This window comes from Serpentinicella sp. ANB-PHB4 (assembly GCF_031432315.1).
Lineage (GTDB): Bacteria > Bacillota > Clostridia > Peptostreptococcales > Natronincolaceae > Serpentinicella.
Genome location: NZ_JAVKGO010000001.1, coordinates 421,159 through 435,146 on the forward strand (window position 1 = coordinate 421,159; position 13,988 = coordinate 435,146).

15 protein-coding genes are annotated in these 13,988 nt (G+C 31.2%); 3 read left to right on the forward strand and 12 right to left on the reverse strand.

Going from position 1 to position 13,988, the window contains the following annotated elements:
* Positions 1 to 161 precede the first annotated feature (161 nt).
* Complete coding sequence (locus RH915_RS02250) at positions 162 to 1,424, forward strand: nucleotidyltransferase (RefSeq protein WP_310477671.1); 1,263 nt, start codon at positions 162 to 164, stop codon at positions 1,422 to 1,424.
* 84 nt (positions 1,425 to 1,508) lie between these two features.
* Positions 1,509 to 2,810, forward strand: a complete 1,302-nt coding sequence (gene ylbJ, locus RH915_RS02255) for a sporulation integral membrane protein YlbJ (protein WP_310477672.1) — start codon at positions 1,509 to 1,511, stop codon at positions 2,808 to 2,810.
* A 2-nt stretch (positions 2,811 to 2,812) separates the two neighbouring features.
* On the opposite strand, the gene RH915_RS02260 is transcribed toward ylbJ, so the two are convergent.
* The 6 genes from RH915_RS02260 to RH915_RS02285 are packed head-to-tail and all read right to left on the reverse strand — an operon-like array spanning position 2,813 to position 8,414.
* On the reverse strand, positions 2,813 to 3,259 hold the full coding sequence (locus tag RH915_RS02260; RefSeq protein WP_310477673.1) for an ATPase: 447 nt from the start codon (positions 3,257 to 3,259) through the stop codon (positions 2,813 to 2,815).
* A 20-nt stretch (positions 3,260 to 3,279) separates the two neighbouring features.
* Positions 3,280 to 3,750 carry a pantetheine-phosphate adenylyltransferase gene (gene coaD, locus RH915_RS02265; protein WP_310477674.1) on the reverse strand — a complete coding sequence of 157 codons (471 nt, stop codon included), beginning with the start codon at positions 3,748 to 3,750 and terminating at the stop codon, positions 3,280 to 3,282.
* Positions 3,750 to 4,310 carry a 16S rRNA (guanine(966)-N(2))-methyltransferase RsmD gene (rsmD, locus tag RH915_RS02270; protein ID WP_310477675.1) on the reverse strand — a complete coding sequence of 187 codons (561 nt, stop codon included), beginning with the start codon at positions 4,308 to 4,310 and terminating at the stop codon, positions 3,750 to 3,752. Before rsmD ends, coaD begins: the two co-directional genes overlap by 1 nt.
* A gap of 31 nt (positions 4,311 to 4,341) precedes the next feature.
* Positions 4,342 to 6,381 (reverse strand): ATP-dependent DNA helicase RecG, encoded by a 2,040-nt coding sequence (recG, locus tag RH915_RS02275; protein WP_310477676.1) that lies wholly within the window; start codon positions 6,379 to 6,381, stop codon positions 4,342 to 4,344.
* A 26-nt stretch (positions 6,382 to 6,407) separates the two neighbouring features.
* Positions 6,408 to 8,039: a DAK2 domain-containing protein gene (locus tag RH915_RS02280; RefSeq protein WP_310477677.1), complete on the reverse strand. Its 1,632-nt coding sequence runs from the start codon at positions 8,037 to 8,039 to the stop codon at positions 6,408 to 6,410.
* Between the two features lie 18 nt (positions 8,040 to 8,057).
* The gene (locus RH915_RS02285; protein WP_310477678.1) at positions 8,058 to 8,414 is read right to left on the reverse strand and encodes an Asp23/Gls24 family envelope stress response protein; all 357 of its coding nucleotides are present in this window, start codon (positions 8,412 to 8,414) and stop codon (positions 8,058 to 8,060) included.
* A gap of 246 nt (positions 8,415 to 8,660) precedes the next feature.
* Between RH915_RS02285 and rpmB the strand changes: the two genes are divergently transcribed.
* Positions 8,661 to 8,852: a 50S ribosomal protein L28 gene (gene rpmB, locus RH915_RS02290; protein WP_310477679.1), complete on the forward strand. Its 192-nt coding sequence runs from the start codon at positions 8,661 to 8,663 to the stop codon at positions 8,850 to 8,852.
* A 94-nt stretch (positions 8,853 to 8,946) separates the two neighbouring features.
* Here the strand turns inward: rpmB and RH915_RS02295 are convergent, their stop codons facing one another.
* The 6 genes from RH915_RS02295 to RH915_RS02320 all read right to left on the reverse strand — a co-directional run bounded on the left by RH915_RS02295 (position 8,947) and on the right by RH915_RS02320 (position 13,937).
* On the reverse strand, positions 8,947 to 9,108 hold the full coding sequence (locus tag RH915_RS02295) for a hypothetical protein (RefSeq protein ID WP_310477680.1): 162 nt from the start codon (positions 9,106 to 9,108) through the stop codon (positions 8,947 to 8,949).
* Positions 9,109 to 9,206: 98 nt separating this feature from the next.
* Entirely contained in the window at positions 9,207 to 9,851 is a 645-nt protein-coding gene (locus RH915_RS02300) for a thiamine diphosphokinase (RefSeq protein ID WP_310477681.1), read from the reverse strand.
* Between the two features lie 16 nt (positions 9,852 to 9,867).
* Positions 9,868 to 10,521, reverse strand: a complete 654-nt coding sequence (rpe, locus tag RH915_RS02305; RefSeq protein WP_310477682.1) for a ribulose-phosphate 3-epimerase — start codon at positions 10,519 to 10,521, stop codon at positions 9,868 to 9,870.
* Positions 10,522 to 10,523: 2 nt separating this feature from the next.
* Positions 10,524 to 11,402 (reverse strand): ribosome small subunit-dependent GTPase A, encoded by an 879-nt coding sequence (gene rsgA, locus RH915_RS02310; protein ID WP_310477683.1) that lies wholly within the window; start codon positions 11,400 to 11,402, stop codon positions 10,524 to 10,526.
* Positions 11,403 to 11,422: 20 nt separating this feature from the next.
* Entirely contained in the window at positions 11,423 to 13,192 is a 1,770-nt protein-coding gene (pknB, locus tag RH915_RS02315; protein ID WP_310477684.1) for a Stk1 family PASTA domain-containing Ser/Thr kinase, read from the reverse strand.
* A gap of 16 nt (positions 13,193 to 13,208) precedes the next feature.
* Positions 13,209 to 13,937, reverse strand: coding sequence for a Stp1/IreP family PP2C-type Ser/Thr phosphatase (locus tag RH915_RS02320; protein ID WP_310477685.1), 729 nt, complete (start codon positions 13,935 to 13,937; stop codon positions 13,209 to 13,211).
* Between the last annotated feature and the right edge of the window lie 51 nt (positions 13,938 to 13,988).

Here is a 13,988-nt window from a genome sequence, read left to right on the forward strand (position 1 = left end):
ATTTTAGTCAATATTGAGTATAATTATACTACAAGATTGTATATAAGATTTGTGATTTTGCAAATTTTTATATAAACTTGTTTATAAATGAGGAAATTCAAATATATATTTTTTAATTTTCTCAAATCTATTATTTATGTTATATAAGAAAGGAAGTAAATATGAAAATTTTGGGGTTAGTTACAGAATACAATCCTTTTCATAATGGTCACCTTTATCATCTAGTTAAGTCTAAAGAAGTGACTAATTCTACACACACTATAGCAGTAATGAGTGGTAATTTTTTACAAAGAGGAGAGCCTTCTCTTTTACATAAATGGGCCCGAGCTGAAATGGCAGTAAAAAATGGTGTTGACTTAATTGTCGAGCTTCCTACAGCCTATGCCTGTTCTTCTGCTGAATTTTTTGCACGGGGTGCTGTTAGTTTACTTGAATCTTTAAAAGTAGTCGATTGTATTTCTTTTGGAAGCGAAAAAGGAGAAATCTCTTTATTAAGCACTATTGCTGATATTATTAATACAGCCCCACCTCAATACACTTACGAACTTAAACAAAGTATAAAAAAAGGCAATTCATTCCCCACTGCTCGATCTCATGCAATTGCAAAATATATAGCTGCTAATCAAGATATATATCCACGTATTCGTTTTGATGACGTTATAGACATAATTAAAAGTCCTAATAATATTTTGTCTATCGAATATTTAAAAGCAATAAAAAGCATTAATAGTAATATAACCCCTTACACTATTAAACGAATTGCTTCACATTACCATTCAACTTCAATTACGTCAAATATTGCAAGTGCTACAGCTATAAGAGAGCATTTAAAAAATGAGGTTGATATGAATAAAATTCAAAATGTAATTCCTGATTTATCATATCAAATTTTTAATAGTTATCTTAAAGATGGCTTGTCCCCAATATTTATAGAAAATTTACAGGAAATGATTTTTACAATAATACGAAGATCTACTCCAAATGAGTTGATAGACTTTTTTGATGTAGTTGAAGGTCTTGAAAATAAACTATACAAATGTGGTATAACTAATAACGACATAAACGATTTTTTAGAATGCGCAAATAGCAAAAGGTATACTATAACAAGAATAAAGAGAATTTTGATACACATATTACTTAACTTTAAAAAAAGCGATTTTATAAGATATAATAATTATGCCCCACCATATGCCCGTGTTCTTGCCTTTAATAATAAAGGGCGGGAAATTCTTAAACTTTGCAAAACTACTTCTAATATACCGATTATTAATAAGTTAAGTAAATACAAACCTGAAACTTCAATAGCTCAAGAAGTGCTTAATCTTGATATTAGAGCAACTAACATATACTCTTTGCTATTAAATTGCTCTAATGTCAGTTCAAAACAGCTTGATTATTTAGTAAGTTCAATATTTATAAAATAACCTTTTGTATTAAAATAGCATACGAATTAAACTTTACTAGTATATATAGTTATAACTGTTCCTTCATTGTTTAGGAGGGTGTTTATGCTACCTGTTATGGTAAATATATTAGTAATTTTTTTGATTTTCTTTCTAATTATATTTATAAAAAGAACATTTTATATTCATCGTGCTATCTCCTTATTTGTTAAGTACTTACCTATACTATCTGTTTTAACTATTGTTATTTGTATAGTTCTTCTGCCATCTATTTCAGTTAATGCAGCATATAATGGTCTACAAACTTGGTTCAGCGTTGTTGTACCAGCACTACTACCTTTTTTTATAGGTTCTGAATTGTTAATAAGACTTGGAGTAATAAAGTTTATTGGATCATTACTAGAAGTTGTTATGCGTCCAATATTTAACGTCCCTGGTGCTGGTTCATTTGCGTTTACGATGAGTATTACCTCTGGTTATCCTATTGGTGCAAAAATTGTAAGTAAACTTAGGTTGGATAATGAAATAAGCAGAATAGAAGGCCAACGACTCATTGCTTTTTGTAGTACATCCGGCCCATTATTTATGATTGGTGCTGTTGCTGTTGGTATGTTTAAGTCAGCAGAGATTGGATTGCTTATAGCTATGTCTCACTATTTAGCTATTCTTCTAATTGGTATTGGGTTTAGATTTTATAAATTCAATGAAACTAAAGAAATTAAATCCTCAAAGTATCCATCAATTAAGAAAGCATTTAAAGATTTAGACGTACATAATTCTCACTCCGAACCTTTTGGTGTGCAGTTAGGATCTGCTGTAAGTGAGTCGTTCAGTACTATGTTCATAATAGGTGGGTTTATCATCTTATTTTCAGTTATAATTGACATTTTAACTGTTCTAGGTCTCATCACTTTTCTGTCTAGTCTTATTAGTTCAGCCACGCTACCTATTTATGAATTAGATAAAACATTTGTAAGTGCGTTTTTGACAGGCTTTTTTGAAATCACAACAGGATGTAAATTGATTAGCGAAACAGCGGTAAATATTAGTCTGAAAATTGCTGCTGCATCATTTATTATTGCATGGAGTGGTTTTTCAATTCACGCTCAATGCATAAGTATTATTAGTAAAACGGATATCAGCAGTAATATATACCTACTGTCAAAACTCTTACATGGCTTTTTAGCTGGTTTTATAAGCTTTACTATCTATAGTCTGTTTCCAAGCTACTTTGCTGTTTCTACTGGATTAGTATCCTATTATAATTATTTAAGTATAAGCGAAAAATTCTTTTTTAATTTTTTTAATGCAGTTCAAATGTTTATATCTGTAGTAGTAGTTTTTTTAATTTTATCTATAATTGTACATTTTATTTTTTTATTATTAGACAAAATAACTAAGGGATGATATCACTTCATCCCTTTTAATTCTTCTCTATTTTTCTGTACAGTAGTTATTAAACTAGATAATGAGCCCTCTACATCTCCAAGAACCTCGTCTGCATAATGTCTAGCACCAAGTCTCATTTCTTTTGCATCACCTTTAGCTTGGGCTATAATTTGTTCTGCTTTTGCGTTAGCTTGTTTTGTTATTTCATCTTTTTCTACTAGCGAATTAATATGTTTATTTGCTTCAAGTAGCATAGTGTCTGCTTCATTTTGAGCCTCAACAATAATTTTCTGTCTTTCATCTTTAATCCACTTTGCTTGTTTAATTTCATCTGGTAGCTGAACCCTAATGTCTTTAACTAGTTCCAATATTTCTTTTTTATCAACTAATACTTTCTGTGACAATGGAATTGAAGCTGCACTATCTAAAATATCTTCAATTTCTTCTAATAATTTTAGTACATCCACTTAAAATCCCCCTCTCATTTTTATTGTCTTTTTAACAACTCAACTCTAACCCTTTCAGGTACTAAATCATTAATACACCCTCCATATTTTGCTACTTCCTTAACAATACTTGAACTCAAAAAAGAATTTTCACTGCTAGTCATTAAAAAAACAGTCTCTATATCATCATTTAATTTTTTATTCATCAGTGCCATTTGTAACTCATACTCAAAATCCGATACAGCCCTTAATCCTTTTATTATGCATTTAACATTGTTTTTCTTTGCGTAGTCAATTAGTAATCCTGAATAACTATCAACATTTACATTACTATATTTTTTTGTGACCTCTTCGATTAATTCCACTCTTTCCTCTAATGAAAACAGGGTTTTTTTACTGCTATTTGGAAGTACTACAACTATTACTTCATCAAATATTTTAGAAGCTCGTCCTATAATATCTAAATGTCCATTTGTTATTGGATCAAAACTGCCAGGGTATATTGCTTTCATTAAATATCCTCCTCATATTTGAAAAAGGAAATTTCGGATTTCCCATATTTTTTTGTTTTAAATTTTGTTAACATTTCAATTTCCTCATCTAATTCTATATCTGCTTCGTGTTCTGCAATAACAATACTGTCTGGGTGTACTAATTTTTCTATTGAAATCTGACTTAATATATTATTTAAGATATCTTTTGAGTAGGGAGGGTCTAAGAATACAATATCAAATTGTATGCCATCAGAGCTAAGCTTACTTATTGCTTGACTTGCACTCATTAATAAAACTTGTCCATCAGAAGTTAATTTTGACTTTTTTAAATTCTCATGTACTAAATCCAAACTTTCCTTTCGATTATCTACAAAATAACACTTTCTTGCTCCTCTAGAAAGAGCTTCAATTCCTAAACTTCCCGTACCCGCAAATAAGTCAAGAACATTCTTCCCATATAAATAATTATGTATAGCACTAAAAAGCGCTTCTTTCGTACGATCTTTTGTGGGTCTAATTTCATTGTCATTAGGTGTTATAAGTTGAATCCCTCTCGCAGTCCCAGCGATAACCCGCATAGATTACCTCCTAATTTCGAATCAACTTTAATTAGATAGATCCGATATTTTTTAAAACTTCCTTCAGTTTTTGGTTTAATAATGGATATTTATCCAATTTTAACTCCAAATCTTCTTCTAGTAGTTGTCTTACAGTATTTTGGACTTTATTTAATATCTTAATATGTTTAAAAAATTCCGCTATTTTAAGTTTCAGTAATCCATGTTGTTTTACACCAAAAAAATCGCCCGGTCCTCTTAATTCTAAATCTTTTTCTGAAATTATAAAGCCATCATTTGTAGACTTCATAATCTCCATTCTTTCATTTGCTAATTTATTATTTGCATTGTGTAAAAGATAACAATAAGATTGGCTACTACCTCTTCCAACTCTACCGCGCAATTGGTGTAACTGTGCTAAACCGAAACGCTCAGCATTCTCAATAATTATAATAGTAGCATTTGGCACATCAATGCCTACCTCTATTACAGTAGTAGATATCAGAATATTTAAGTTGTTATTTTTAAAATCCAACATCGTTTTTTCTTTTTCATTACTACTCATCTTACCATGAATGAACCCTATTTTATACTCCGGGAAATAAGACATTAACTCTTTTGTTTTCTCCATAACTGACTGAGCTTCAATTACTTCAGAATTCTCTACTAGGGGACAGACAACATATGCTTGCCTTCCAGTAGACAGTTCTTCTCTTATTAAATTATAGACTAAATTTTTATTGCTTATTCTTTCAGCATAAGTGATAATTTTCTTTCTTCCTTTTGGCAATTTATCAATTATAGAGATATCCAGGTCTCCATAATTAATCATTGCTAATGTTCTTGGTATTGGTGTAGCTGACATTACAAGAACATGGGGTGAAACCCCTTTTTGCATTAAGCTTCCTCTTTGCTTGACCCCAAACCTGTGTTGTTCATCTGTAATAACCAAAGCTAAGTCTTTAAAAACTACTGAACTTTGAATTATGGCATGTGTACCAATTACAATATGAAAATAACCAGTTTCTATTTTATTATGTAGTTCTTTCTTTTCTCTATTCTTTAAGCTTCCAGTTAGCAGGCATATTTTTACACCATATGGTTCTAATAATCGTTTAATAACATTAAAGTGTTGTTCTGCTAAAATTTCTGTAGGTGCCATTAACGCCCCTTGACAGTTATTTATTACACATTTATATAAAGAAATAATAGCAATAATAGTTTTTCCTGACCCCACATCTCCTTGTATCAAGCGATTCATAGGTTTCTCTGATTTTAGATCAGTAAAAACATCATTTAAAACTTTTTGCTGCGCTTCTGTTAAGTTAAATGGCAATTTACTTATAAAACCATCTAACCCCTTATTCTTTACTAGGGGTTTAGATGGTAATAACTCTTTATTGTCCTTTTTTAGCCTTAAAAGCCCTAACTGAAGTAATAAAAACTCTTCAAAAATTAATCGATATCTTGCTACCTTTAAAGCTTTTATTGATTCCGGAAAGTGTATATTTCGCAATGCATATTCTAATCCACAAAGCTTCATTCTTTTTCTAATATGTTCTGGAATGTAATCCGTTACTTGTGTCAAATATTTTTGTGCTTTTTTTTGGACATCTTTCATTTCCTTTTGAGTAATCCCTTCTGTAACGGAATACACTGGGATTATCTTTATTTTTTTGGAATGAGTGGACACAGATAAATTAAAATCGGGATTAACGAGTTCGAGCCCCATTACCCCTTTTTTAACCTGACCACTCACAGTAATTTTCTGTCCATACTTGATTTTATTCCTAATGTAGGGATTATTAAAAAATGTTATCCATAGTGTCCCTGTATTATCAGTCACAAGGCACCTTGAGATAAAATAACCCTTACTAGTCTTTTTACTTGTTATTTGTGACATAACTTGAACAACAATTGATACATGATCATCTATCACAATATCCTTAATCTGTTTTGTCCCATCTACCATTATATAAGTTCGTGGAAAATGAAATAAAAGGTCTTTAATATTGTAAATATCTAGGCGTTTATACTTTAATAACTTTTTAGGGCCTATTCCATTTATAGAATCTAGTTGATCATGCATCATTTTTCTTACACCTCTATATCTCTAAATCATTCTATTGAAAAAATATAATAATATATAGATTGTCCCCCATAATATAGTTCTATTTCATGTTCAGGGAATTTTTGTTCAATCTGTTTTGAAAGTAAATCAGCTTCTTCATTAGTCAGATCTTCACCATAAAATACTGTAACCATTTCATGTTCTTCTGTTACGATTTTGCTTAATAAATCTATTGATACTTTATTTACATCATCACCAACAGATTTAATATCATTGTTACCGATTCCTATTATATCACCTTTATTAATTGGTAAATCGTTAATGCTAGTATCTCTGACAGCATACGTTACTTGACCTGTAGTAATTTCTTTTAATGCTTCTGTCATCTGCTGCTCGTTTTCATCTGCAGTTGAAATATCGTTAAATGCTACTAGTGCAGCAATACCCTGTGGTACAGATTTAGATGGAATAACTTTAATATTTTCCTTTGATATTTCCTTTGCTTGATTTGCTGCCATAATAATGTTGCTATTATTTGGTAATATATAAATTGTTTCTGCATTCAACGCGTCAATAGCTTTAAGAAAATCTTCAGTGCTTGGGTTCATTGTTTGTCCACCTTCAATAACATGATCAACATTGAAGTCTTTAAATATATTTGTTAAACCTTCTCCCATTGTTACGGTAATAAACGCATATTTCTTTTTCTCTTCTTTTTTAGAACCATCTTTCTTATCAACTACATTTTCTTCAAAAACTTGATGGCTATGTTGTTTTCTCATATTGTCTATTTTAATATCAGATAATTCTCCCAACTTCAAACCTTGTTCCATTACTTCTCCAGGATTATTAGTATGAATATGTACTTTTGCAACATTTTCATTTCCAACAACTAACATAGAATCCCCATAAGTTTCTATAAGACTTTTAAATCTGTCTGTGTCAATATTGTCTCCGTTAATAATAAATTCAGTGCAATAACCAAATTCTATGTTTTCATCAAATACATAACTACTTACTTCGTTTTCTCCTTGTTCTTGTTCCTCTTCTATATTAACAGTCTCTCCAGTAATTGCTCCTAATCCACCTTGTAGTATCAGTACTAAGCCTTTCCCTCCAGAGTCTACAACGCCAGCTTCTTTTAGTACTTCTAACATGTCTGGAGTGCGTTTTAGCGTTTCTTCTGCTTCAAAAATTACTTTCTCTAAAAATGAGACTATATCCTTCTCTTTTTTACAAATCTCTAATGCTTTTTCGGCACTCTCCCTAGCTACAGTTAAAATTGTTCCTTCAGTAGGCTTCATGACAGCCTTATAAGCTGTATCAGATGCATTTTTAAATGCATTTGCTAAATCTGTAGTATTTAATTTTTCTTTATCTTTTACACCTTTAGCAAAACCTCTAAATAATTGAGAAAGTATAACACCAGAGTTACCCCTTGCTCCCATTAAAGAACCGTTTGCAACTGCGTCCGCAATAACAGATAGGGCATTCGATTTACTACTTTTAACTTCTTTAACTGCCGATTGCATTGTCAATGCCATATTTGTCCCTGTGTCCCCATCAGGCACAGGAAAAACATTTAATGCATTAACCAATTTTTTATTATTCTCAAGTGACTGAGCACCTGCAACAACCATATTTTTTAACAATTCACCATCAATATATTCAACTTTCAAATCCAGAACCTCCTTAAGTTACTTTTGGACTCGTACTCCTTGTACATTTATATTAACTTTTTTCACACTCATACCGGTTAAATTTTCGATATTGTATTTCACTTTTTCTATAATATTTGTTGCTACAACAGATATTCTTGTTCCAAACTCTACAATTACAAATAGATCGATTACAATTTCATCTTCTTCAGTTTGCACTTTTACGCCTTTGCTTAATTGGTCTCTTTTCAGTAACTCAACTAACCCACCTGCTGTAGATTTTGCTGCCATTCCAACTAGCCCATAGCATTCCATGGCTGATACTCCAGCTATCGAAGCAAGTACATGATCATCAATTGTTACAATACCAAGATTATTTACTAATTTCCCAGGCATATTATTCCTCCTTATATAAATATGTATATTATCTTATTGTAGCACATTCTCACAGCATATATAATATTTTATATTAATCAATTATATAGTTCAACAAAAACAACTCAATTATTAATATGATTGTAATTATTTATTTTAATTCACTATAAATTTAACATACTATTTTATTTTTCTGTTGCAAATTACTAATTTATATGATAATATTAATGTGTTTTAAAGACTGCCTTACTGAAGGAGGTGTTTGTAATGGCAAAAGTATGCGAAGTATGCGATAAAGGTAAAGTATTTGGTAATCAAGTAAGTCACTCAAATCGTCACAGTAAAAGAACTTGGGCGCCAAATTTGAGAAAAGTAAAGGCGATAATAAAAGGTGCACCAAAAAAAATCAATGTTTGTACTAGATGCTTAAGATCTGGTAAAGTAGAGAGATCTATCTAATGAATAGTGATGAAAATAAGAGAATCTTCTTTTTTAAATTAACACTGTAATTTAAAATCGAAGATTCTTTCGTTTTGTCACAATCATTGCTTTTTTAAGTATTAAAAAATAATATTCCCACTCCTACAAGTAAAGATGCTAAAATAAATAACCATAATTGACTAGGTATAATGTAAATAAACAGCATTGTGCCTACAATCAGTAAAATAGTACCAATAAATCGACTTATCGATAGTCCTCTTCTTCTTCTAAACACTCCAATCACCTACTTTTATATCTATAAATTAAAGCCTATTATATTAATAGTCCACTTAAAATAAAATATGCCTAAAACTAATAAGCATAGGCATTATTTCATTTATTGATTGTTTTAATTGCTAGTAGTAGACCTTCTTCTACAGATATTTTTACTAAACCGCCTTTAAATTCATTACTTATACTTCTAGAACTTCCCCTGATTAAGGTATCATTGTCTAATTTATACAACAATCCCTCGGATGTAACCCCTTCAACTCTAGTGGTAATAGGAATTAAAGATAAAATTTCTTTTTCTTCCCCAGATATATAAAGCATTTTACTTTTATTAACAATATGAATCTCAAAATCATCACCAATAATTTTGCTCGGTACGTTTTTATCTAACCCTTTTATTAATAAATAGACATTTCCTAAACTATGATCAAATCTAGACCCTATTGATCCATAAAAAGCAATTTCTGAGGGTTTTAACTTTAGTGCATCGTTCAACGCTAATTCAGTGTCAGTATAGTCTTTTTGTTTAGGGAATTGTTTGTACGGCGTATTATTATCTACTATCCACTTCATATCATCTTTAGATATGGAATCAAAGTCACCTACTAGTATATCCGGCAAGTAATTGATTTTGCGGAGGTGCTCAACAGCACCATCTGCACATATAATGTAGTCATGATTTTTAGCAAAAAAATTTAAGCGTTTCAAATTTTTTATTTCTCCATTTGTTACTATTAATACCTTCATATGAATACCTCACTTATCACTGGCCATTCTTTCTTAATAATCTAACATTTTCTTTAACTTGATCGTTTTTAAAGATCGCAGAACCGGCAACTATTACATTAGCTCCTGCTTCAGTAACTATATTAATATTATTGGGATTGATTCCTCCATCAACTTGAATATCAATGCTTAACCCCATACTATCTATAAGATTTTTTAGTTCCTTAATTTTTTTAACCATTGACTGGATAAATTTCTGGCCTCCAAATCCAGGATTTACTGACATAATTAAAACCATATCTATATCGTCCAATACATATTCAATTGCACTTAATGGTGTTGACGGATTTAACGCAACAGCCGCTTTAACATTATTATTTTTTATACTTTGAATTGTACGATGTAGATGTATACATGCTTCTGCATGAACAGTTATAATATCCGCTCCTGCTTTAGTAAATTCATCAACATATTGATCAGGATTGCTTATCATTAGATGTACATCTAATGGCATTTCTGTTCTACTTTTTATACTCTTAACAACTGGTGGACCTATTGTTATGTTTGGTACAAAGTGACCATCCATAACATCAATATGTAGCATATCACAGCCTGCATCTTCAACCTTTTTGATATCTCCTTGTAAGTCTGAAAAATCAGCTGATAAAATTGATGGTGCAATTTTAAACATGTTTAATACCTCCTGCTACTTTCTTTAATTTCTTTGTAAAACTGTATATAACTTTCATACCGCTCATTGTTAATAATATTTTCTGCAACAGCTTGTTTCACTTTACACCCAGGCTCATTAATATGAGAACAAGAAGCAAATTTACAACTTTCTATATAATCATTGAACTCTGGAAAGTAGTCAGATAAATCATTTATATCTATATAATCAATATCCAACGAACTGAAACCAGGCGTATCAACAACCCAACTATTATTGCTAATAGCTAGCAGTTCCGCGTGACGTGTAGTGTGCTTACCTCTTCCTGTTTTTACACTTACTTCACCAACTTCTAGATTGCTTCCTGTTATTTCTTTTAAAATTGATGATTTCCCAACACCAGACGGGCCTGCAAAAACACTTGTTTTATTCAATAATTTTTTTTTCAAGTCATCAAGATTTTGATTATTTATAATATTTGTTGTTAATATTTTATAGTTTGTTTTTTGATACCTACTTTTAATCATATCTAAAGCTTTATTATCTATTAAATCTGTTTTATTTAAGCAAATTAGAATATCTAGTCCTTTACTTTCTCCTAAGATTAAAAAGCGGTCTAAAAGAAAGAGATTTAAATCAGGTTGAACAATTGAAAATACAACTACAACTTGATCTATATTTGCTACTGTAGGTCTTATTAGTTCGTTATATCTAGGTTTAATCTCTTCAATCATTCCAATTCTTTTACTCTCATCAAGAATCTCTATTGTTACTTGGTCTCCAATTAGGGGAATGATTTTATTTTTTCTAAATATACCTCTTGCTTTACACTCAAATAATTCTCCATTAACATCTACATAATAAAAACCAGCAATACCTTTAGTAATCTTTCCTAATTTCATTACATCCCCCTCACACAGTTTTATTCATCATCATTTTCTGGCAATTCCACTACTTCGCCATCTTCTACTTGATCATCTTCCTCATCTTCCTCTTCTTCCTCTTCTCCCTCTTCTTCCTCTTCTTCATCAATTTCGGGAACACTTATCATTCCTCTACTAACAATCAAATTAACGGGAGTGTTCTCTTCAACCTCTTTATCAGGACTGATGCTTTGCTCTATCACTAACCCCTCATCATACATTTCACTAAACTCCCTAGTTATACTACCAACCCTTAAATTTTGCCTATTAATTAAGCTAGTTGCTTCATCAATTGTAAGCCCGATAAGGTTTGGCATATCTACCTCTTGAATTTCTGGTCCTTTACTAACTATATAATCAACTGATGCTCCTTCTCTTATTACTTCACCAGCAGCAGGACTTTGTTCTATTACAATTCCCTCAGGAAACTCTGAAAACTGATAGGTAACTTCTCCCCGTGTTAGTCTAGAATTTTGTAGTAATGTAGGCACATCTATAGCTTCTGTAAACTTAATTGTTGGTACTGTGGTAGTTCTAGTACCTTGACTTACATTCACTCTAACAGAAGATCCGTCTCTAACTATCATTCCCCCACTAGGACTCTGATTTATAATTTCATTTACTGGGATTGTTTCATGATGTTGAGTATTTATATCCATCATTAAACCTATTTCTTCTGCCCAAACTTTTGCATCATCAATATTCATTCCTACAAAATCAGGAACTTCTACATCTTCTGGTCTACTTCTATTTATTTGTACTACGGCATATACAATAGTTGATAGAATAAGTAAACCAATCAAAATAGCTATTACTATAATTCTTTTTTTATTTTTTCGATTTGATTTCGTTGTTTTCTTTGTTTTAGCTGGTCTCTCTTCTTGAACAATTGGCATTACTTGAGTTGGAGAATCATTCAAATTGTTTTCAGTTTCGTCTTCTGGAAAATTTAATGTATATTTTATACCTTTTAAACTAACCATAAGCTCATTAATACTCTGAAAGCGCTTAATTTGTTCTTTTTCCATAAGCTTTAATATAATGTTTTCAATAGACTTTGGTATATTTGGATTTATTTCAGTAGGTATTTTAGGCTCATCTTGTGTTTGCTTGAGAGCTACGGATACAGCATTTTCTGCCTCAAAGGGTAACTTTCCTGTCGCCATCTCATACATCACTATGCCTAGAGAGTAAAGATCTGACCTTTCATCAACATATCCTCCTCTTGCTTGTTCAGGAGAAAAATAATGCACAGATCCTATAACATTCCCTACATTTGTAAGTGTTGAGCTCGTAGCTGCTATTGCAATCCCAAAATCAGTAACTTTAATCCTATCGTCTTTCGTAATTAAAATATTATGTGGTTTAATATCTCTATGAATAACATGGTTTTCATGGGCATGCTTTAATGCATTAGCTATTTGCGTAGTATAATTAATTATAGTGTCTTTATCCAATGGGGCAGTTTCCAGTATATGTTCTTTTAACGTTTTACCGTCTAAATATTCCATAACTAAGTAATACGTATCTTCGTCTTGTCCAACGTCATACAGGTTAACTATATTCGGATGAGATAAGCTTGCAACTGCCTGTGACTCTCTTTTAAATTTTGCAACAGCTTCTTTATCATTAGTAAATTCAGGTCTCAATATCTTCACAGCTACGTATCGATTTAAGAGTGTACACTTTGCCTTATATACAATGGCCATCCCACCAGATCCTACTTTTTCTACTAGTTCATAACGCTTGCTTAGAATTTTCCCGATCATTGTTTCACCTTCTCCCTTAATTTCCTATAAGTACAAGGGTAATATTATCATATCCGCCTTTTTCATTCGCTATATTAACCAGTTGATAACAACTCTCTTTGTTTAGCCCTTGCTTTTCTAGCACGTGTGATAACTCATCATCATTTACTTGATTTGAAAATCCATCAGTACATAAAATAAAAATATCATTTTTATGTATTTTACTAGTCACTATGTCAACATTTATATTATTATCCGTTCCCAAAGCTCTAGTAATGATATTTTTTTTAGGATGTCTACGAGCTTCTCTTTCATTAATGCTACCATTTTTAAGTAATTCCGCCACCAGTGAATGATCCTCTGTTAGCTGAGTGGTTGTTTTGTCTCTATATACATAAGCCCTACTATCCCCAACATGCCCTATATAAGCTTTATCATTAAAGATTAAAATAAGCGTAGCGGTTGTTCCCATTCCATTACAATTTTTCTCGTTTAAAGACTTGCTGTATATTGCAGTATTTGCCTCTTCAAACGCCTGGATTATAAGGTCACTTATTTGATTTTCATCAAGTTCTTCAGAATTTAAATAACTAATCAACTGATCTTTTATAGTATGAATTGCTATTCTACTTGCAACATCGCCACTTTTGTGTCCTCCCATACCATCAGCAACTATATATAATCCATACTTATCTTCATAAATATAAAATCCGTCTTCATTTACACTCCTTACTCTTCCTATATCTGTACATCCCACTGACTTCATATAAAATCCCCCTTTCATTGAATTTAATTATTCGACAATGATATCTGTTTC

Bases quoted from the DNA above. Each gene is read 5' to 3' on its own strand.
- RH915_RS02250 (WP_310477671.1), top strand. From the start codon at position 162: ATGAAAATTTTGGGGTTAGTTACAGAATACAATCCTTTTCATAATGGT.
- ylbJ (WP_310477672.1), top strand. From the start codon at position 1,509: ATGCTACCTGTTATGGTAAATATATTAGTAATTTTTTTGATTTTCTTT.
- coaD (WP_310477674.1), bottom strand. From the start codon at position 3,750: ATGAAAGCAATATACCCTGGCAGTTTTGATCCAATAACAAATGGACAT.
- rsmD (WP_310477675.1), bottom strand. From the start codon at position 4,310: ATGCGGGTTATCGCTGGGACTGCGAGAGGGATTCAACTTATAACACCT.
- recG (WP_310477676.1), bottom strand. From the start codon at position 6,381: ATGATGCATGATCAACTAGATTCTATAAATGGAATAGGCCCTAAAAAG.
- RH915_RS02285 (WP_310477678.1), bottom strand. From the start codon at position 8,414: ATGCCTGGGAAATTAGTAAATAATCTTGGTATTGTAACAATTGATGAT.
- rpmB (WP_310477679.1), top strand. From the start codon at position 8,661: ATGGCAAAAGTATGCGAAGTATGCGATAAAGGTAAAGTATTTGGTAAT.
- RH915_RS02300 (WP_310477681.1), bottom strand. From the start codon at position 9,851: ATGAAGGTATTAATAGTAACAAATGGAGAAATAAAAAATTTGAAACGC.
- rpe (WP_310477682.1), bottom strand. From the start codon at position 10,521: ATGTTTAAAATTGCACCATCAATTTTATCAGCTGATTTTTCAGACTTA.
- rsgA (WP_310477683.1), bottom strand. From the start codon at position 11,402: ATGAAATTAGGAAAGATTACTAAAGGTATTGCTGGTTTTTATTATGTA.
- pknB (WP_310477684.1), bottom strand. From the start codon at position 13,192: ATGATCGGGAAAATTCTAAGCAAGCGTTATGAACTAGTAGAAAAAGTA.
- RH915_RS02320 (WP_310477685.1), bottom strand. From the start codon at position 13,937: ATGAAGTCAGTGGGATGTACAGATATAGGAAGAGTAAGGAGTGTAAAT.